The 20,648-nt window shown below is 72.3% G+C and carries 11 protein-coding genes; 8 read left to right on the plus strand and 3 right to left on the minus strand.

The features are described 5' to 3' along the window. Positions 1–71: 71 nt before the first annotated feature. From ACYUED_RS29380 to moeZ, 5 genes are all read left to right on the plus strand, one after another. Positions 72–1,805 (plus strand): DUF3492 domain-containing protein, encoded by a 1,734-nt coding sequence (locus ACYUED_RS29380; RefSeq protein WP_491286769.1) that lies wholly within the window; start codon positions 72–74, stop codon positions 1,803–1,805. Further along, the gene (locus ACYUED_RS29385; RefSeq protein WP_491286771.1) at positions 1,802–3,184 is read left to right on the plus strand and encodes a hypothetical protein; all 1,383 of its coding nucleotides are present in this window, start codon (positions 1,802–1,804) and stop codon (positions 3,182–3,184) included. Before ACYUED_RS29380 ends, ACYUED_RS29385 begins: the two co-directional genes overlap by 4 nt. Positions 3,185–3,359: 175 nt before the next feature. Next, positions 3,360–4,319: an NAD-dependent epimerase/dehydratase family protein gene (locus ACYUED_RS29390; RefSeq protein WP_491286773.1), complete on the plus strand. Its 960-nt coding sequence runs from the start codon at positions 3,360–3,362 to the stop codon at positions 4,317–4,319. Further along, positions 4,307–5,056, plus strand: a complete 750-nt coding sequence (locus ACYUED_RS29395) for a spherulation-specific family 4 protein (RefSeq protein ID WP_491286775.1) — start codon at positions 4,307–4,309, stop codon at positions 5,054–5,056. The genes ACYUED_RS29390 and ACYUED_RS29395 overlap by 13 nt, the downstream gene beginning before the upstream one ends. Before the next feature lie 63 nt (positions 5,057–5,119). Then, the gene (moeZ, locus tag ACYUED_RS29400) at positions 5,120–6,298 is read left to right on the plus strand and encodes an adenylyltransferase/sulfurtransferase MoeZ (protein ID WP_491286777.1); all 1,179 of its coding nucleotides are present in this window, start codon (positions 5,120–5,122) and stop codon (positions 6,296–6,298) included. Positions 6,299–6,429: 131 nt separating this feature from the next. Here moeZ and ACYUED_RS29405 read toward each other — a convergent pair whose 3' ends face one another. The 3 genes from ACYUED_RS29405 to ACYUED_RS29415 all read right to left on the minus strand — a co-directional run bounded on the left by ACYUED_RS29405 (position 6,430) and on the right by ACYUED_RS29415 (position 12,540). Then, positions 6,430–7,992 (minus strand): alpha/beta hydrolase, encoded by a 1,563-nt coding sequence (locus ACYUED_RS29405; RefSeq protein ID WP_491286779.1) that lies wholly within the window; start codon positions 7,990–7,992, stop codon positions 6,430–6,432. A 137-nt stretch (positions 7,993–8,129) separates the two neighbouring features. Next, positions 8,130–9,683, minus strand: coding sequence for an alpha/beta hydrolase (locus ACYUED_RS29410; RefSeq protein WP_491286781.1), 1,554 nt, complete (start codon positions 9,681–9,683; stop codon positions 8,130–8,132). Positions 9,684–9,771: 88 nt separating this feature from the next. Beyond that, on the minus strand, positions 9,772–12,540 hold the full coding sequence (locus tag ACYUED_RS29415; protein ID WP_491286783.1) for a lysylphosphatidylglycerol synthase domain-containing protein: 2,769 nt from the start codon (positions 12,538–12,540) through the stop codon (positions 9,772–9,774). A 198-nt stretch (positions 12,541–12,738) separates the two neighbouring features. Between ACYUED_RS29415 and ACYUED_RS29420 the strand changes: the two genes are divergently transcribed. The 3 genes from ACYUED_RS29420 (at position 12,739) to ACYUED_RS29430 (ending at position 20,646) form a co-directional block, all read left to right on the plus strand. Beyond that, entirely contained in the window at positions 12,739–13,125 is a 387-nt protein-coding gene (locus tag ACYUED_RS29420) for an MGMT family protein (RefSeq protein ID WP_491286785.1), read from the plus strand. Between the two features lie 257 nt (positions 13,126–13,382). Beyond that, on the plus strand, positions 13,383–17,006 hold the full coding sequence (locus ACYUED_RS29425) for an ATP-dependent helicase (RefSeq protein ID WP_491286787.1): 3,624 nt from the start codon (positions 13,383–13,385) through the stop codon (positions 17,004–17,006). Positions 17,007–17,106: 100 nt separating this feature from the next. Continuing rightward, on the plus strand, positions 17,107–20,646 hold the full coding sequence (locus tag ACYUED_RS29430) for an ATP-dependent DNA helicase (RefSeq protein ID WP_491286789.1): 3,540 nt from the start codon (positions 17,107–17,109) through the stop codon (positions 20,644–20,646). Positions 20,647–20,648: the final 2 nt, after the last annotated feature.

Here is a 20,648-nt window from a genome sequence, read left to right on the forward strand (position 1 = left end):
GCATACGTTCTTCCCGCTGCGAGCCGCCGGGTCAACGGCGGCTCTCCAAACGGGAGATCGGGGGTGCGCTTGTGCGCATCGGACTGCTTACGGAGGGTGGCTATCCGTATGTGAGCGGTGACGCCAGGCTCTGGTGCGACCGGCTCGTGCGCGGGCTCGGGCAGCACGAGTTCGACGTCTACGCGCTCAGCCGCACCGAGCACCAGGAAGACGAGGGCTGGATCCCGCTGCCACCGCAGGTCAGCCGCGTGCGGACGGCACCGCTGTGGACGGCCGACGACGACGGGATCCGTTACGGGCGGCGGGCGCGCCGACGGTTCGCCGAGTGCTACGGCGAGTTGGCGACCGCGCTGTGCGCGGGGAGCGCCGGGGACCGTTCCGAGGCGTCCGGGAATGCCCACGCCACTGAGGCGGACCGTTTCGGCAGCGCGCTGTACGCACTCGCCGAACTCGCCCGCGACGAAGGCGGGCTGGTGGGAGCGCTCCGCTCCGAGACGGCGGTACGCGCCCTGGAGCGCGCCTGTCGTGCGCCGGGCGCCCTGAGGGCGGCGCGCGAGGCCCGCGTACCGGATCTGCTCGCCGTCGCCGCACATCTGGAACACACCCTGCGCCCCCTCTCGCTCGACTGGTACGAGGACGACGGGCTCGGCTCGGTCGACCTGTGCCACGCGACGTCCGGCGGCCCCGCGGCCCTGCCCGGCCTGCTCGCCGGCCACTTCCACGGCGTACCCCTGCTCGTGACCGAGTACGGTGTCCGGCTGCGCACGCACTACCTGGCCGCCACGGACGCTCCGCCCGCCGTACGGTCCCTGCTCGCCTCCTTCCACGGCAGGCTCGCCGCCGAGATCTACGACAGGGCCGAGGTCGTCACGCCCGGCAACGCGCACGCCCGCCGCTGGCAGGAACGCTGCGGCGCCGACCGCGCGAAGCTCCGCACCGTCTACCCGGGCATGGATGCCTCCCGCTTCGCGGAGGTGGGCGAGTCCCCGCAATGCGCGGACCCCGACACCCTGGTCTGGGTCGGCCGAGTCGAACCCGCCAAGGACCTGGTCTCGTTGCTGCACGCCTTCGCGGAGATCCGCAAGGAGGAGCCGAAGGCCCGGCTGCGGATCGTCGGCACACCGGCCGGCAGCGAGGGCGAGGCCTATCTCGGGCACTGCCGGGTGCTGGCCGCGCAGCTCTTCCCCGACGAGGCCGAAGGGCTGCACTCCGTCGGCGACAACCCCGTCTCCTTCCAGGACGTCGGCGGCCCCGAACTCCCGGACCTCGCCGACGCGTACGCCGCCGGCGCCGTGACCGTACTGTCCAGCGTCGTCGAGGGATTCCCGATCAGCCTGATCGAGGCCATGTTCTGCGGCCGCGCGACGGTGTCCACGGACGTCGGCGCGGTCGTGGAGGTCATCGGGGGCACGGGGCTCGTCGTACCGCCGCGCAACCCGCGGGCGCTCGCCGAGGCGTGCCTGGCGCTCCTGCGCGACCCCGAGCGCCGTGAGCGCTTGGGCGCCGCCGCACGCGCGCGTGCGCTCGAACTGTTCACCGTCGAGCAGAACACCACGGCATTTCACGGCATTTACCTGGAGATCGTCTCGCACACGCCGGTGCGCCGGGTCGTCCTCGATGCCGCCGGGGAGCCGCTGCCCTTCGCCGCCCCCGCCGAGGCCCATGTGCCCGGCCGCTGGACCGACCCGGCAGAACGCGTCGTGGCCCGGGGCGGACCCGGCTGGGCGGCGGCGGACGCACCGGGACGCGCGACGCGGCCTGCGCCTGCCAGGCCCGCGATGCCGGCCACGGGGGGTGCGCGATGAGCGACTTGGGAGCACTGGACCGTCCCGGCATGCACAGCCCCGGAGCCTGGGACGAACGGTCACAGGGGTGGCTCGCCGAGGAGACCTCCATGGCGGACGGCGCCGCCGGAGGCGAAGCGGCGCCGGGTCTGCCCGACGGTGACGAGACACCAGGGTGCGGCGGTGGCGAGGCGGAGGCCACCGGGTGCGGGGGCGCCGGCACCGAGGCTTCCTTACGCGCGCGTGCCGATGCCAACGCCGACGCCCCGGCCGCCCGGCGGCAACCCGCCCCCCGGCGGGCCGGCGCCGACCCCGTGAAGGCGTTGATGCACCGTCACCGTGAGCTGTGCGAGCGGGCAGTGGACTCCCTGGAGATCGCGGCGGGCCTCGAAGCCCACGGCGTCACGGACCGGACCGCCACCCGCTTCCGCCACCGGGACGTCTTCTCCCTGGCGGAGGAGATGTTCGCGCGCATGGGCCGCGACGACGACGCCCCTGCCCGCCCCGCACCCCTCGACACCCCCCGGGCGCGCGCCGACTGGGCCCTGCTCACCCTCCTGCCCGGAGCACTGTGCGCCGCGACCGTGGCCGCCCTGCACCTCACCCACGGACAGTCCCGAGCGATCGCGGCCGGCGTCGGCGTCCTCGCCGTGGCCCTCGCATTGCGCACCGCGCTCACCCGCGGTCCCCTCGGCGCCACGAACCGCACACCTCCGGGATCCGGGCGCGGGTCCGGCAGCCGAGTGTGGACGTACTGGCTCGTCGCCTACGCCGTCCTCGGCGACGGCCTCCTGCGCGCGGCCCTCGCCGGAGGCCCCGAGGTCCGCGCGCAGGAGGCCGTCGCCGACGGCTCCTGGCCCCTCGCCACGGCCCCCGTCCTGGCCCTCACCCTGTCCTGCGCCCCCGCCGCCTGGTGCGCCCACCTGTTCGCCGTACGCGCCCGTCGCAGACTGACCGCCAGCCGCGGCCTGGAGGAGTTCGCCGTCTCCGTACGGCCGCTGCTGCTCGGTGCGTTCGCCCTGTTCCTGTGCGCCCTGACGGCCCTGCTCGCCCTGTGCGGCACAGCCCTGGGGGAGAGCGCGGCCTACGCCCAGACCGTCACCCTGGGCGCCCTGCTGCTCCTCGCCCGCCTCCTCACCACACACGGCTTCACCCTTGGTCCGGCACTCGCTCTCACCGCCACGGCCACGGCCGAGGCGACCGCCCTGGCCACGGTCTTCGCGGGCCGCCTGCCCGGGTGCGGCTTCCTCGCCGTCCCGGTGGAAACCGTGTCCGACGCCTGGGGCCCCGGCAGCGTCCCTGCGCTCGCCTGCGGGGCGGCGGCGCTGACCCTGCTGATCCACTCGGCCCGCACCCTCACCCGGGCCTCGGCCCACGCCCCCGAGGACCGGCCGTGCTGACGCGCCGGACACCCCCGGAGCACCTCCACAAGTCGCCCCCAGGCCGGCGAGCTTCGGCCCGCACCACGCCGCAGCCGCCCGGTCCCGCCGCGCGAGGCAACCGCACCACCCCCTCCGAAGGAGAAGTCCAGATGATCACCTCCCGACCCGACGCCTCGGCCCCGGGAGCCGCCCGATGAGAGTCCTGTTGATCGGAGCCAACGGCTACCTCGGCCGCTTCGTCGCCGACCGTCTGCTCGCCGACCCGGCGGTCCAGCTCACCGCGCTCGGCCGCGGGGACGACGCCGACGTCCGGTTCGACCTCGCGTCAGGCAGCCCCGGAGCGCTCACCCGCTTCCTCGACGCGGTCCACCCCGGAGTCGTCGTCAACTGCGCCGGCGCCACCCGGGGCGGAGCCCGCGACCTCACCCGCCACAACACCGTCGCCGTCGCCACCGTCTGCGAAGCCCTCAGGCGCAGCGGCTGCGGCGCCCGCATGGTGCAGATCGGCTGTGGCGCCGAGTACGGCCCGAGCCAGGCGGGCTCCTCCACGGCCGAGGACGCGGTGCCGCGCCCCGGCGGCCCGTACGGCGTGAGCAAGCTCGCCGCCACCGAACTGGTCCTCGGTTCCGGCCTGGACGCGGTCGTCCTGCGGGTCTTCTCACCGGCCGGCCCCGGCACCCCCGCCGGCTCGCCGCTCGGTCGCCTCGCCGAGGCCATGCGCCGTGCCATGCAGTCCGGCGACGGCGAACTCAAGCTCGGCGGCCTCGGCGTCCAGCGCGACTTCATCGATGTACGGGACGTGGCCCGCGCCGTGCACGCGGCCTCGCTCTCGGCCGCACAGGGCGTCATCAACATCGGCTCGGGCCGCGCCATCCGCCTGCGTGACGCCGCCGGCGTGCTCGCCCGCGTGGCCGGATACGGCGGCGCCCTCCACGAACTCGACGCCCCGCCCGGAGCCCTGCGGCCGACCATCGGCCACCCGCGCCCTGAACCCGACCACGCGGCCCCGGTCGCGTACCCGTACCCGGACGGCTGCGGCAGCTGGCAGCAGGCCGACGTGCGTACCGCACGCGACCGGCTCGGCTGGCGTCCCCGGATCAACCTCGAAGAGTCCCTCGCCGACATCTGGATGGAGGCTGCATGTCGTATCTGACCAGCACCAGAGCGGGCACCGCGAGCACCGACGTCCGCACCGGCTTCGGCATCCCCGGCTACGCACACCCCCTCGTCGCCCCCACCGAGTGGGCCGAACTCACCCGCCCGGGAACGCCCTTGCACTGGGTCGTCCTCAACGTGTCCGACGGCCCCGGCTCCCGCCCCGATCCACACTGTCTCGAGGCAGCCGGACGCCTGCGCAACGCGGGCGTGAGGGTCCTCGGCCATCTCGACTGCGCGTACGGGGCCCGGTCCTTCGGCGAGGCGATCTCCGACGCGTACCGCCACATCGACTGGTACCAGGTCGACGGCTTCCTCCTGGACCGCTGCCCGAGCGAACGCGTCTCGCTCCCCGAGATCCGCCGCATCGCCGGCACGCTCCGCACGATCCGTGACGGTGCCCACATCGTCCTCGGCCACGGCACCCACCCGCACCCCGGCTATGCGGACAGCGCCGACCAGATGGTCACCTTCCGCGGCCCCTGGAGCGACTACCGCTGGTCGCAGGTGGCCGAGTGGACGGCCGGCCACCCGCCCGAGCGCTTCTGCCACTTCGTCCACGGGGTGCCCCGCCCGCACCTGGAGGAGGCACTGCGCATCGCCCGCTGGCAGGGCGCCTCGACCATCTACTTCACCGATCACACCGACCGCAGTGGCCGCAGCGACCCCTGGGCGACCATGCCCGGCTACTGGGACGAAATCGTCTCGCGGATTGGAACGGGTGTCTCGGAATGAAGAAGGCCGTGGCAGTGTTACGGGGAGAACAACTGTAGTGATTGACCGACCAACGGAGTCCCCGTGTCGCTGCCACCCCTGGTCGAGCCCGCTTCTGAGCTCACCGTAGACGAGGTCCGCAGGTACTCCCGCCACCTGATCATCCCCGACGTGGGGATGGACGGGCAGAAGCGGCTGAAGAACGCCAAGGTGCTCTGTGTGGGCGCCGGCGGCCTGGGCTCGCCGGCGCTGATGTACCTGGCCGCGGCGGGCGTGGGCACGCTCGGCATCGTGGAGTTCGACGAGGTCGACGAGTCGAACCTGCAGCGCCAGATCATCCACAGCCAGGCCGACATCGGCCGCTCCAAGGCCGCGTCCGCGCGCGACTCCGTCCTTGGCATCAACCCGTACGTGAACGTGATCCTTCACGAGGAGCGGCTCGAGGCCGACAACGTGATGGACATCTTCAGCCAGTACGACCTGATCGTCGACGGCACGGACAACTTCGCGACCCGCTACCTGGTCAACGACGCGGCCGTGCTGCTCAACAAGCCGTACGTGTGGGGTTCGATCTACCGCTTCGACGGCCAGGCCTCCGTCTTCTGGTCCGAGCACGGCCCCTGCTACCGCTGCCTCTACCCGGAGCCCCCGCCGCCGGGCATGGTCCCCTCCTGCGCCGAGGGCGGCGTCCTGGGCGTGCTGTGCGCGTCCATCGGCTCCATCCAGGTCAACGAGGCCATCAAGCTCCTCGCGGGCATCGGCGAGCCCCTCGTCGGCCGCCTGATGATCTACGACGCCCTGGAGATGCAGTACCGCCAGGTGAAGGTCCGCAAGGACCCGAACTGCGCGGTCTGCGGCGAGAACCCGACCGTCACCGAGCTCATCGACTACGAGGCCTTCTGCGGCGTCGTCTCCGAGGAGGCCCAGGAGGCCGCCGCCGGCTCGACGATCACTCCCAAGCAGCTCAAGGAGTGGATCGACGACGGCGAGAACATCGAGATCATCGACGTGCGCGAGATCAACGAGTACGAGATCGTCTCGATCCCCGGCGCCAAGCTGATCCCGAAGAACGAGTTCCTCATGGGCACCGCCCTGGAGAGCCTCCCGCAGGACAAGAAGATCGTCCTGCACTGCAAGACGGGTGTCCGCAGTGCGGAAGTCCTCGCGGTCCTGAAGTCCGCGGGCTTCTCGGACGCCGTGCACGTCGGAGGCGGCGTGATCGGCTGGGTCCACCAGATCGAGCCCGGCAAGCCGGTGTATTAGTCCGGCAAGCCGGTGTACTGGCCCGACAGGCCGGTGTACTGGTCGGCGCACCAGGCGCACGCCTTCTCGGCAGGGGCTCGGCACTTCGCGTGCCGGGCCCCTGTCCGCTTCCCGGACCGGGAGTGCCCGGGCTACGAGGCGCAGACCTTGCCGTCCTTCGGCACCGTCCCCTGCAGCAGATACGCGTTCACCGTCGAGTCGACGCAGTCGCTCCCACTGCCGTACGCGCCGTGTCCCTCGCCCTTCCAGGTGAGCTCCACGCCGACGCCTCTGCCCAGCTCGTCGGCCATCTTCCGGGCGCCCTCGTACGGAGTCGCCGGGTCGCCGGTGTTGCCGACCACCAGGATCGGTGCCGCACCGGGCGCGCTCACCTCCGGGTTGTCGTACTGTCCGGCCACCGGCCAGTCGTGGCACCAGCCGGCCGTGTCCCAGCCGAGGAAGTCCCCGAAGACGGGCGAGATCCTCTCGAACGCCGGCAGCAGCTTCTTCGTCTCCTCGGCGGTCGGCCGCTGCTTGTCGTCCAGGCACGATATGACTCGTTGCGAGTGGGTGGTCGTGCCGTAGTGCCCCGATGTGTCGCGGTCGTTGTAACCGTCGGCGAGCGCCAGCAGCTCCGAACCGTCGCCCTGCTCCGCCGAGTTCAGAGCGCTGGTCAGCGTCGGCCAGCCGGCCTTGCTGTACAGCGGCAGGACGATGCCGGTCAGGGCGAGCGTCTGCGTCAGTTTCCGCCCGGACGAGGTGGTCAGCGGGTTCGTGTCGAGCCGCTTCACCAGGTTCGCGATCTTCTGGGCGCCCTGCTTCGGGTCCTGGCCGGTCGACTTGAGGTAGTCGTCCAGGGCGCGCTGGAAGCCCTTGGTCTGGTTCTCGGCGTGACCCACGGTGTCGGCGCTCGGGTCGACGACCGCGTCGAGGGTCAGCCGCCCCACGTGCCGGGGGAACAAGTGGGCGTAGACGCCGCCGAGTTCGGTGCCGTACGAGATGCCGAAGTAGTGCATCTTCGTGTCGCCCAGCACCTGGCGCATCAGGTCCAGGTCGCGGGCTGTGTCTGTCGTCGACACGTGCGCCATCAGCTTTCCGGCGGCCTTCGCGCAGCCTTTCCCGAAGTCGACGGCGTCCTGGAAGTACGCCTTCTCCTCGGCGGGGGTGTCCGGGGTGGCGTCCACGTCCTCGGCGGCCTGGATGTTCCTGTCGCTGCGGCAGCGCACGCCCTCACTGGCGGCGACCCCGCGCGGGTCCCAGCTCACCAGGTCGTACCGCTCGCGGAGCACGGACACCGTGGAGGCGTACGAGGGCATCATGGACACGCCCGAGCCGCCGGGGCCGCCGAAGTTGAACAGGAGCGAGCCGATGCGCTTTCCTCCGCGGGCCTTGGCCCGGATGAGTGCGAGGCCGATCGTGTCGCCCTCCGGCCTGGACCAGTCCAGCGGGGCCTTCAGCGTCGCGCACTGCCAGTCGTTTCCCGGCGCCGGGGAGCCGGCGGTGCCCTCGCAGCGCTTCCACGCGAGCTTCTGCCCGGTCAGTGAGGAGGGCAGCGCGGCGGTCGTACCCGCGGGGGAGCCGGACGACGGTGAGGCGGCCGTGCTCGTCCTGTCACCACCGCCCTTGCTGTCGTCGGACGGCGAACCGCTGCTGCAACCGCCCACCAGGAGCGCCGCGGCGGCCCCCAGCGCGGTGAACCGCACCCATCGCGCCATGTGTCTTCCCCCCTCACAGGCCGTCCGCATCGAGCAGCAGACGGCGGTCAGGCCATGGTAGGCGGATCAAGCCACATCCGCCCGAGCCTGTGGATAACCTTCTGACCTGCGTGTTTATCCGGAATCCGCCGTGCGCTTCAGGAGCAGACGATTCCGGCCGGTGGCACCTTCCCGTCCAGGAGATAGCCGTTCACCGCAGCCTGCACGCACTTGTTCTTGCTGTCGTATGAGCCATGCCCCTGGCCCTTGTACGTCAGCTCGACGCCGACACCCTTGCCCAGCGCGTCCACCATCTTCTTCGCGCCCTCGTACGGTGTGGCCGGGTCGCCGGTGTTGCCGACGACGAGGATCGGCGCGGCCCCCGGCGCGCTCACGTCGGGATGGTCGGCGGCGCCCGACACGGCCCAGTCGGTGCAGCCGGCCATGCCCCAGGCCAAGAAGTCACCGAACAGGGGCGAGGCGGACCGGAACTCGGGCAGCTTCTGCTGCACATAGCCGGTGCTGTAGCGGGGCTTGTCGTCGGCGCAATTGATCGCGATGTTGGCTGGGGTGATGTTGCTGTACTCGCCGTTCTCGTTGCGCCCGTTCAGCGAGTCGGACAGGGCCATGAGGACCTTGCCGTCGCCGTCGTACGCCTGTTCCAGGCCCTGGGTGAGGTACTGCCAGAAGTCCTTCGAGTACAGCGCCTGCGCGATGCCGTTGGTCGCGGCGGTCTGGGTCAGCCGGCGGGGGAAGATGCCGGGGATCGGCTTGCTGTCGAGGTCCTTCAGTAGTGTGGCGATGCGGTCCTTCACGTCCTGCGCGGTGTCGCCGATGGGGCAGTCCGTGGTCTTCGACGTGCAGTCCTCGGCGAAGTTGTCGAGCGCCAGCTGGAAGCCCTTGGCCTGTCCGAGCGAGCCCTGTTCGGAGTTCTGCGTCGGGTCGACGACCGCGTCGAAGACGGCACGGCCCACGTGCCCTGGGAACAAGTGGGCGTAGACGCCACCGAGTTCGGTGCCGTAGGAGATGCCGAAGTAGTGCAGCTTGTCGTCACCGAGGACCTGCCGCATCAGGTCCATGTCCCGGGCCGCGTCGGTGGTGCGCACATGCGGCAGGACCTTCTTGGAGTTCTTCTCGCAGGCAGCGTTGAACTCCTTGGTGTTGTCCAGGAACTCGGCGCGCTCGGCGGCGTCGTCGGGGGTCGCGTCCTGCTGGAAGTACGCGTCGAGCTGCTGGTCGCTCTCGCACTTCACGGGAGCGCTGCGGCCGACTCCGCGCGGGTCGAAGCTGACCAGGTCGTAGCGGGTGCGCAGCTTCGCGTAGTCCTGGCCGAAGGAGGGCAGCGTGGACACGCCCGAGCCGCCGGGTCCGCCGAAGTTGAAGACGAGCGAGCCGATACGCCTGCTCCTCTCGCCGCTCGCCTTCGCCCGGATCAGCGCGATGCCGATCGTGTCGCCCTTGGGTTCGGCCCAGTCGAGGGGCGCCTTCATCGTGGCGCACTGCCACTGGCCGCCGTTCGGCAGAGGCGACGGGGCGTCGCCGCCGCCCTCCGCCGCGGACGGGGCCGGGCAGTCCTTCCAGTCCAGCTTCTGGGCCGACAGATCCGTGTCCTGCGAGTCCGTGGAGCCGTCGCTGCAGCCCGCCAGCAGCACGGAGGACAGCAGCACCACGGTGGCGGTCAGTGCGGCGGCGCGCAGGCGGGGATTCGGCATGCTTCCATCCTGCGGGCACGCGCGTGCGGGCGCTCGGGGCGCGAGCCGTAAGGGGTACTGAGAAGTACACCCGTCTACGGCCTTCGTACTACAGCGCGCCCTTGCGTGAGAGCTGGTTGAAGGCCAGCCAGCCCGGCAGCACCGGCAGCCACAGCGTCAGCAGACGGAACAGCAGGACGGCCGGGGCCGCCACCTCCTTGGGCAGGCCCACGGCGATCAGACCGACCGTCAGGGTCGCCTCGACCGCGCCCACACCGCCCGGGGTCGGGGCGGCGGACCCGAGCGCGTTGCCGGCGAGGAAGACGACGGCGACGCTGGCGATGCTGAGGGAGGTGCCCTGGCTGCCGAAGGCACGGATCGAGGCGTCCAGGCACATCACGAAGCAGGCGGTCAGCAGCAGCATGCCGCCGATGCCGGTGACGAGTTTCTGCGGTCGCTGCAGCACGTCCAGCATGCGCGGCACGACACCGGCGAAAAGCGACCGCACGCGCGTGGAGACGAATTTCCGCAGGAAGGGCACCGAGGTGACCACGAGGACGAGCACCGCCACCGTCAGCAGACCCGCGATGACCGTCCGGGACGGCGACAGCGAGGGCGTCTTCTCGGTGCCGGTGAGGTAGCCGAAGGACAGCAGCATCAGAATGTGGCAGCCGAGCCCGAACAGCTGCGAGGCGCCCACACTCGCCACCGCGAGCCCCGGACGCACCCCCGAGCGTTGCAGGAAGCGGGTGTTGAGAGCGACGCCGCCCACCGCGGCCGGAGCGACGATCTTGACGAACGACCCGGCTACCTGAGCCGCCACGGCCCGCAGGAACGGCACCCGCTCGGGCACGAACCCCAGCAGTGCCATCGCCGCCGCGAAGTAGCTGGCCGCCGAGAACGCCACGGCCGCCAGGACCCAGCCCCACTGCGCGTTCGCGACCAGGGGGCCGAGTTCGATGTGGGTGAGCTGGGTCAGCAGGAAGTAGGCACCGATGGCGCCGGCGATGAAACTGATCAGCGTGCGCGGCCGCACCCGCTCCAGGCGGGCGGGCTCCACCGGCGCCTGCGGCCTGATCAACAGCACCTGATGACGGATCTGCGTGAGCAGATCCTCCTCGCGAGCCTCGTCCAGGGCTTCGTCGATGGCCCGCTTCTCGGCCCGCTGCTCGGCGCGTACGGCCTTCTTGTCGGGCTTTTCCAGTACGACGGGCCCGGCGTCGTCCGAGGCCTCCTCCAGCCGGGCCTGCTTGGCCTGCCGGGACGCCTCCAGGACTGCCTCGCGCTCGCGCTGGGCCCGCTCCCGGGCCAGCTTGCGCAGGGTCGCGCGGGAGGTGCGGCTGAGGGCGATGGGCTGCAGCATCGGCAGACAGTCCGCCACGTCGTCCGGGCCGAGCACGCCCACCGCCGACGCCACCGCGCGCTCCGCGCCCACCCGCAGTCCGAGCGTCACCAGGAGCTGTGAGATGTCCATGCGCAGCAGCAGGTCGCCGGCCGCGATCTCGCCGACGCGCAGATCGGTCAGGATCACCGTGCCGGAACGATCCACCAGAATCGCCTCGCCCACCAGCCTGCGGTGCGCGATGCGCCGGGACTGCAGCGCCCGGACCTGGTGCCAGGTGTCGTGCAGCAGCTCGTCGGTGATCTCGTCGTCCGCCAGGGTGTCGAGCGTGCGCCCGCCCGTGTGCTCGTAGACGAGTATCACGGCGTCGGGGCCGAGCTCCGACGTCGCGATCAGCTTGGGCGCGTTGGCGCCGGCCGCGATGGCCGCGTAGGCGAGCAGCGCCTCCTGCTCCAGCGCCTGCCGCAGCGACTGGAGGCTGCTGCGCGTGGCGAAGCCGCGCAGCGTCAGATTGCGCCACGCGCGGTAGAAGAACCCCTGCGCCTGCTGCTCCCGGTCGACCACCGTCACGTCCAGCGGCGGTCCGTCCTCCAAGGTGACGAAGTAGCGCCGGCCGCGATCGCCCGTCTCCGGGTTGTCCGACACCTCCTCGCGGGCCGCGCTCACCGGACGGAAGCCGACGTGCCGGAGGCCCGCCATCAGGGTCCGCCCGGTGGGGCGGACATTGGGCGAGCCGACCGCGTACAGGGTCCCGTAGGCCACGGTCCAGCCCATCAGCACCGTCAGGATGATCGAGAACGGTGTCGTGTAGCCCGTGACGAGCATCGAGAAGGCGTCGAGGAGCAGCACGATCCACAGCACCGCGCGCCAGCGTGGCCGCCGGGACATGCCGACGGCCGTCATGTACGCGATGACCGGCGCGAGATAGCCGTGGACCGGGTCGGTCAGGGCGTGGATGTCGCCGGGGGAGGGCTGGGTGAGGGCCTCCTGGATGGAGTCGGGCGCGGCCTTGGCGACCCACAGGTCTGTGGCCAGAGTCACTCCGTGCGCGAGGACCGCGGCGAGCACACCGTCGGCGATGCGCAGCCCGTCGCGCTTGATCAGCCGCTCGATCGCGAACGCGACCGGTACCAGGAGGATCGCGATGCTGGACGCCAGACCCGCGATCTTGATGAGCAGATCGGGCGCCTGCCCGGTGCCCTTGTTGATGTCCTGTTCGAGGCCCGAGGTGGTGCCGTGGGCGAACGCGGCGATCGCCAGCAGTACGACGACGGCGAGCACGCCCACCAGAAGGCGCATCAGGTCGGACGGACGGTGCACGCGCGCGGGGAGCAGCGGTTCGTCGCCCTCGACCTCGTCGACGTGCGCCTCGTCGCAGAACTCGTCCTCGCCGCTGTCCACGTCGGAAGGAGTGTCCTTACCGCCCGTGCCGGCACCGGAATCGGCGTCGGAGGCGTTGCCGGAAACGGTGTGAGGGCGCGACGAAGCGGCAGAGGTGCTCTCCGCGTCCTCTGGGTGCGCACCCTGCTGGTTCATCGTCTCTTCTTGATCTCGTATCACCGGTCACCGCCCGCATGATGGTGGCATGCCCCACCGACACGCGGGGGTGTCAGGGTGCACATGCGGGGGCGCACAGTCTGCCGGAAGCGCCGCCCGGGGGCGAGGGACAGGTACAGCCGCACGCACAGTCGCGCGCCCGCCACGCTGTCGGTGGCGTGGGGCAGGATAAGTCGGATGAGCGAGGAGAGCCTTCCGCACGACGACCGCCCGGAGCCCCTGGACGCCCTCCCGGAGTACGCCGAGCGCGTCCTGGACGTCGCCGAACTGATCCCGCCCGGGCGTGTCATGACATACGGGGACGTTGCCGAGTGGCTGGCGGAGGGCGGTCCCCGCCAGGTCGGCCGTGTGATGGCGCTCTACGGGGGAGCCGCTCCCTGGTGGCGCGTCGTGCGCGCGGACGGCGCCCTCCTCCCGGGCCACGAACTGCGCGCCCTCGACCACTACCGTGTCGAGGGCACACCCCTGAAGGAGGCGAGCAGAGCCACCGAGGGCCACCTGCCGCGCCTCGACATGAAGCGGGCGCGGTGGGACGGCGGCGAACGCGCGGACGGTCACACCTGACAGCTTCCGCCATGCGAAGGGTCTGCGGGTGGCCCGTGATCCGTACGAGGGAACAGGGGCACGTGCGTGGCATGCCGTACGTTCGTGGGGCGAGGGACGCGCGGGTCGCGAGTGTCGTACGGGAAGAAGAGGAAGCCCTGCTTCCGCACCGGTCGTCGGCGTAGCGTCGGCTGCACGCGTCCCCCTCACCTCCCGATCACCGTCCTCCACGCACGGTGGTCCGACGACCAGCACAACCACCAGGACCGGCGAACCACGTGAGCTCCTCTTCCTCCACCAGGCGCCTGCCGCACCCCCAGGTGCGGCAGGGGAACCGTGGCCATTACCGACTGGTGCGTACCCCGCCGGCCACAGCGGCTCCCCCTCGTCTGGACGCGGCACAGCGCTCCGTGGTTGACCACAGCAGCGGCCCGCTGCTCGTCCTCGCAGGCCCGGGAACCGGCAAGACCACCACCCTCGTCGAGTCCGTGGCGGCCAGGATCGCCCGCGGCGGGGACCCCGAGCGCATCCTGGTGCTGACGTTCAGCCGCAAGGCGGCCGTCGAACTGCGCGACCGCATGGCGCTGCGCATCGGGGCGGCACGCTCCCCCCGGGCGACCACCTTCCACTCGTTCTGCTACGCCCTGGTCCGCGCCCACCAGGACAGCGAACTGTTCGTCGAGCCGCTGCGCCTGCTCTCGGGCCCCGAGCAGGACGTCACGGTCCGCGAACTGCTCGCGGGACAGGGCGGCCTGGAGCGGCTCGGCCTCGCACACGTGCGCTGGCCCGACGAGCTGCGCGCCTGCCTCACCACCCGCGGCTTCGCCGACGAGGTCCGCGCCGTCCTCGCCCGCAGCCGTGAGCTGGGCCTGGGGCCCGGCGCCCTGGACGCGTTCGCCCGCCGCATCGGCCGCCCCGACTGGCGCGCCGCGGCCGCCTTCCTCGCCGAATACCTCGACGTGCTCGACATGCAGGGCGTGCTCGACTACGCGGAACTGGTCCACCGTGCGGTCCTCCTCGCGCACCGCCCCGACACCGCCGCGCGGCTCGCCGCGCAGTACGACGCCGTCTTCGTGGACGAGTACCAGGACACGGACGCCGCACAGGTACGGCTGCTGCAAGCGCTCGCCGGCGACGGCCGCACCCTGGTCTCCTTCGGCGACCCGGACCAGTCGATCTACGCGTTCCGGGGCGCCGATGTGAACGGCATCCTGGAGTTCCCGGCGGCCTTTCCGCGCGCGGACGGCCGCCCGGCACCCGTCGAGGTCCTGCGCACATCCCGCCGCTCCGGCGCCGCGCTGCTCGGCGCGACCCGGCTGCTCACCCAGCGCATGCCGCTCACCCGCCTGCCGGCGGAGAAGGTACGGGCGCACCGCGACCTCGCCCCCGTCCGTGACGGAGGCCGCGTCGAGGTCTACACGTACCCGACGCCCGGTACGGAGCTGGACAACATCGCCGACATCCTGCGCCGGGCCCACCTGGAGGACGGCGTTCCGTGGCGTGAGATGGCCGTCCTGGTGCGCGCCGGATCCCGCACGGTTCCGACGGTCCGCCGCGCCCTCACGGCCGCCGGCGTCCCCCTGGACATCGACGGCGACGACCTGCCCCTGCGCCACGAACCAGCGGTGGCGCCACTGCTCACGGCACTGAAGGCGGTGGCCGCGGCGGCGGCGGTGGAAGCGGCCTCGGGGGGAGCGGAGGGGGACCTACGAGACGGCGACGGCGACGGTGAGGGCTACGGCTCGGGCGAGGACGCGGACGTAGCGGCGGAGAACGGCGAGGACGGGCTGAAAGCACCGGAAGACGGTGGGGGAGAGCCGGCGGCATCGGACGGCGATGGTGACCAGGGGGCTGCACCGGAAGATGGCGGGGACGAGCTGACGGCGCCGCAAGACGGCGGGAAGGAACTCGCTGCACCAGACGATCGCGGGGACGAGCTGACGGCGCCGCAAGACGGCAGGGAACAACTCGCTGCCCCCCAGGACGGCGAGGCCGAGCCGGCCGATGCGCCGGACCCGTGCTGGCTCGACACCGAAACCGCCCTGACGCTGCTCGCCTCCCCCCTCGCCGGCATGGACGCCGCCGATCTGCGCCGCCTCGGTCGTGCCCTGCGCGACGAGGAGCGGGCCGCGGGCAACGCCCTGCCGCCGCCCTCGGACGAGCTGCTCACAAGGGCGCTGGCCGAACCGGAGCGCCTGGTCGCGCACGACCCCACGTACGCGCGTGGCGCACAGCGTCTCGGCGCGCTGCTGCGCAAGGCCCGTGAGCGCCTCGCGGGCGGCGGCACGGCCGAGGAGGCCCTGTGGGACCTGTGGGAGGGCACACCCTGGCCGGCCCGCCTGGAGCGGTCCGCGCGGCGCGGTGGCGCTGCAGGACGCAACGCCGACCGTGATCTGGACGCCGTGTGCGCGCTGTTCGCGACCGCCGCGCGCGCGGAGGAGCGCACCGGAGGCCGGGGCGCCCTCAACTTCCTGGAGGAGATCGAGGCCGAGGACATCGCCGCCGACACCCTCACGCGGCGTGCGGTACGCCCCGACGCCGTGCGCCTGATGACCGCGCACCGCTCCAAGGGCCTGGAGTGGCGGCTGGTCGTCGTCGCGGGCGTCCAGGAAGGCCTGTGGCCGGACCTGCGCCGCCGCGGCTCGCTGCTGGAGGCCGACCGCATCGGCCGCGACGGACTCGCCGAACCGCTCACTCCGGGTGCGCTGCTGACGGAGGAGCGGCGCCTGTTCTACGTGGCGGCCACGCGCGCGCGTGAACGGCTCGTCGTCACCGCGGTGAAGGCCCCCGCGGACGACGGCGACCAGCCCTCCCGCTTCCTCACCGAACTCGGCGTCGAGCCCAGGGACGTCACGGGCCGCCCGCGCCGCCCGCTGTCCGTCGCCGCGCTCGTGGCCGAACTGCGTGCCACGACCGTCGACCCGCGCGTCTCGGACACCCTCAGGGAAGCAGCCGCCCACCGGTTGGCGCGGCTCGCCGCGCTCGCCGACGAGGACGGCCGCCCGCTGGTCCCCTCGGCCCATCCCTACCGTTGGTGGGGCATGTACGAGCCGACCGAGAGCAAGGTGCCGCTGCGCAACCGCGACGAGCCCGTCGTGCTCTCGGGCAGCGCCCTCGACCAGCTCGCCAACACCTGCGCCCTGCAGTGGTTCCTGGGCCGCGAGGTCAAGGCGGACGCCCCCGCGACCGCCGCCCAGGGCTTCGGCAACGTGGTGCACGTCCTCGCCGACGAGGTCGCCTCCGGCCACACCCCCGCCGACCTCGCCGTCCTCATGGAGCGCCTCGACTCCGTCTGGAACGCGCTCGCCTTCGACGCGCCCTGGAAGTCCGCGCAGGAGAAGGACAACGCGCGCGTGGCGCTCGAACGCTTCCTGAAGTGGCACGTCGACACCAGTGGAGCCCGCTCGGGCCGCGCACCCGTGGCCAGCGAGCACGGCTTCGACGTCACCCTCGCAGCGGGCGACTACGAGGTCCGCATCCGCGGCTCCATGGACCGCGTCGAGACCGACGGCGAGGGCCGCGCCTACGTCGTCGACTTCAAGACCGGCAAACAGGCGCCGACCGCACGCGAGATGGAACACCACCCGCAGCTCGCCGTCTACCAGCTCGCGGTCCGCGAGGGCGCCGTGGACGACGCCTTCGACGGGGTGCGCCCCGAGCCCGGCGGCGCCGAACTCGTCCAGTTGCGTCAGGGTGCCTCCCGGCGCGACGGCGGTGAGACCCTGCCCAAGGTGCAGGCCCAGGCGCCGCTGGAGGGGGAGTGGGTCGGCGAGCTGCTGGCCAACGCCGCCGGGAAGGTCCTCGACGAGCGGTTCACACCGAGCGCCGGCCAGCACTGCACCCACTGCGCGTTCCAGGCGTCCTGCAGCGCACGGTCCGAGGGACGCCACGTCGTCGAGTGACGTGGGTGATCCACGACACCACCCGTGCCGACCTGCGCCTCTGCCCGTCCCGAGGTGGATCCGTCCGGCACTGTCAGTGGTCGCCGCTAGCCTCTGTGACGTGCCGCCCCGTATCACCGACCCCGATCAGCTCAAGGAGCTCCTGGGGATTCCGTTCACCCCGGAGCAGACGGCCTGCATCGTCGCGCCGCCCGCCCCGCAGGTGATCGTGGCCGGAGCCGGGTCGGGCAAGACGACCGTGATGGCGGCACGCGTGGTGTGGCTCGTCGGCACCGGCCAGGTCGCCCCCGAGCAGGTCCTCGGCCTCACCTTCACCAACAAGGCCGCCGGTGAACTCGCCGAGCGCGTCCGCAAGGCGCTCGTCAGGGCCGGGGTCACCGACCCCGACGTCATCGACCCGGACAACCCGCCCGGCGAGCCCGTGATCTCGACGTACCACGCCTTCGCGGGCCGCCTCCTGACCGACCACGGCCTGCGCATCGGCCTCGAACCGACCGCCCGCCTCCTCGCCGACGCCACCCGCTACCAGCTCGCCGCACGCGTGCTGCGCGAGGCACCGGGCCCCTACCCGGCGCTCACCCGCTCCTTCGCGGACCTGGTCAGCGACCTGCTCACCCTCGACGCCGAACTCTCCGAACACCTCGTACGGCCCGAGGACGTGCGCGCGTACGACGCCGAGCTGCTGCGCACCCTGGAGGGCGCCAAGCTCGGCAATGACGCGTTGCGGCAGGTGCCCAAGGCCGCTGCCGCGCGCCGTGACCTCGCCGGCCTCGTGACCCGCTACCGCGCCGCCAAGCGCGAACGCGATCTGCTCGACTTCGGCGACCAGATCGCCCTGTCCGCGCGGCTCGCGCAGATCCCGGAAGTCGGCCGCATCCTGCGCGACGAGTTCCGCGTGGTCCTCCTCGACGAATACCAGGACACCTCGGTGGCCCAGCGCATCCTCCTGGCCGGCCTGTTCGGCGACGGCACCGGCCACCCCGTCACCGCCGTCGGCGACCCCTGCCAGGCCATCTACGGCTGGCGCGGCGCCTCCGTCGCCAACCTGGACGACTTCCCGCAGCACTTCGCGCACCCCGACGGCCACCCCGCCGCCCGCCAGGCGCTCAGCGAGAACCGCCGCAGCGGCGGCAGGCTCCTCGACCTCGCCAACGGCCTCGCAGAGCCCCTGCGCGCCATGCACGCGGGCGTGGAGGCCCTCCGCCCCGCCCCCGGCGCCGAACACGACGGCACCGTGCGCTGTGCGCTGCTGACCACCCACGCCGACGAGATCGAGTGGCTCGCCGACTCCGTCGCCCACCTCGTGAACACCGGGAAGGCACCCGGCGAGATCGCCGTCCTGTGCCGTACGGCGACCGACTTCGCCGAGATCCAGGGCGCACTCGTCGCCCGGGACGTGCCCGTCGAGGTGGTCGGCCTGTCCGGACTGCTGCACCTCCCCGAGATCGCCGACCTGGTCGCCGTCTGCGAGGTCCTCCAGGACCCCGGCGCCAACGCCTCACTGGTCCGCCTGCTGACCGGCCCGCGCTGGCGCATCGGCCCCCGCGACCTCGCCCTCCTGGGACGGCGCGCCCGGCTTCTCGTGGCCCATGCACGCGTGGACGGCGACGACGACCGCGACCGCCGGCTCGCCGAGGCCGTCGAGGGAGTCGACCCCTCCGAGGTGACCTCGCTGGCGGACGCCCTCGAAACCTTCCTGGAGATGCCGCTCGACGCCGGACGGGAGGACGACGCACTGCCCTTCTCCCCGGACGCACGCGTCCGGTTCGCGCGCCTGGCCGCCGAACTGCGCGACCTGCGACGCTCGCTGGCCGACCCGCTCATGGACGTCCTGCACCGCGTCCTCGCCGTCACCGGCCTAGAGGTGGAACTGTCGGCGTCCCCGCACGCCCTGGCCGCCCGCCGCCGCGAGACCCTCTCCAACTTCCTGGACATCGCCGCCTCCTTCGCCGCCGGCGACCGCGAGGCCGGCCTGCTCGCCTTCCTGGCCTTCCTGCGCACGGCCGCCCAGTACGAGAAGGGCCTCGACAACGCCCTGCCCGGCGGCGAGAACACCGTCAAGGTCCTCACCGCCCACAAGTCCAAGGGCCTGGAATGGGACGTCGTGGCCGTGCCCGGCCTGGTCACCGGCACCTTTCCCAGCACCCAGGGGCGCGAGAAGTGGACCGCCCAGGGCAAGGTGCTGCCGCACGGACTGCGCGGCGACGCCGACACCCTGCCCGACGTGGACACGTGGGACTCCCGCGGCCTGAAGGCCTTTCAGGAGGCCATGAAGGAGCACCAGCACACCGAGGAACTCCGCCTCGGCTACGTCACCTTCACCCGCCCCCGCTCCCTGCTCCTCGGCTCGGGACACTGGTGGGGCCCCACCCAGAAGAAGCGCCGCGGGCCGTCCGACTTCCTGCAGGACCTGTACGACCACTGCACGGCCGGACACGGCGAGATCGAGGCATGGGCGGACGAACCCGCCGACGACGAGGAGAACCCGGCCCTGCACGCCGCAACCGCCGACCAGGTCTGGCCCCTGCCCCTGGACGACGCGGCCCTCACCCGACGCCGCGCGGCCGCCGAAACGGTCCTGAACCACCTGGAGGCCCTGGCCTTCCACGACGGCGGCCACCCCGCGGTCACGCACGACCCGGACAGCCACGACGACCCGGACTGGCCACCACCGGACGACGAGGACGCGCCCCACGACGAGGAGGACCCCTTCACGGACGAGGACGCCGCCGACTGGGACACCTGGCCCACCGCCCGCCCGACCGTCCCGCACCAGGCCACGGCCCCGGAAAGCACCGAGCACCACAGCACACCCGACAGCGCACGCACCCACCCGGAGCGCACAGCCCGCGAATCCGCCCCCGCGCACACCCACCCCACCCCCGCCCACCCCCGCCTCACCCCCGAGGAAGCCCGCACCCTCGCCTCCTGGGACCGCGACCTCGACGCCCTCACCGGCGAACTCCTGCGCGCCCGGGAAGCCGTCACCGACGTCCCCCTCCCCGCCTCGCTCACCGCATCCCAGGTGCTGCGCCTGGCCGCCGACCCCGACGGCTTCGCACAGGAACTCGCGCGCCCCATGCCACGCCCCCCGCAACCCGCCGCGCGACAGGGCACCCGCTTCCACGCCTGGGTCGAGGCACGCTTCGAAGAACTCACCCTGCCCGTCCTGGAGCCGGACGAACTGCCCGGCACCGAGGCCGAGATCGCCGACGAACGCGACCTCGAAGCCCTCAAGGACGCCTTCGAACGCACCGCGTACGCCCACCGCACACCCCACCGCGTCGAAACCCCCTTCCAGCTCGCCATCGCCGGCCGAGTGGTCCGGGGGCGCATCGACGCCGTCTACAAGGAGCACGACGGCGACGCGACGACGTACGAGATCGTCGACTGGAAGACCAGCCGCACCCGCACCGCCGACCCCCTCCAGCTCGCCCTGTACCGGCTCGCCTGGGCCGAGCAACAGGGCGTTCCCCTGGAGTCCGTCAACGCCGTGTTCCTCTACGTACGCACTGGTGAGGTTGTACGACCGCAGGGCCTGCCCGACCGGGCCGCACTGGAGCGGCTGCTGCTGGCAGAGCCGGCCGCGCAAGCAAACTGTGAGGAACCGCCCACCGAGGATGTCGGTGCGGGCCGATAGGC

This window comes from Streptomyces sp. DF42, from assembly GCF_058267695.1.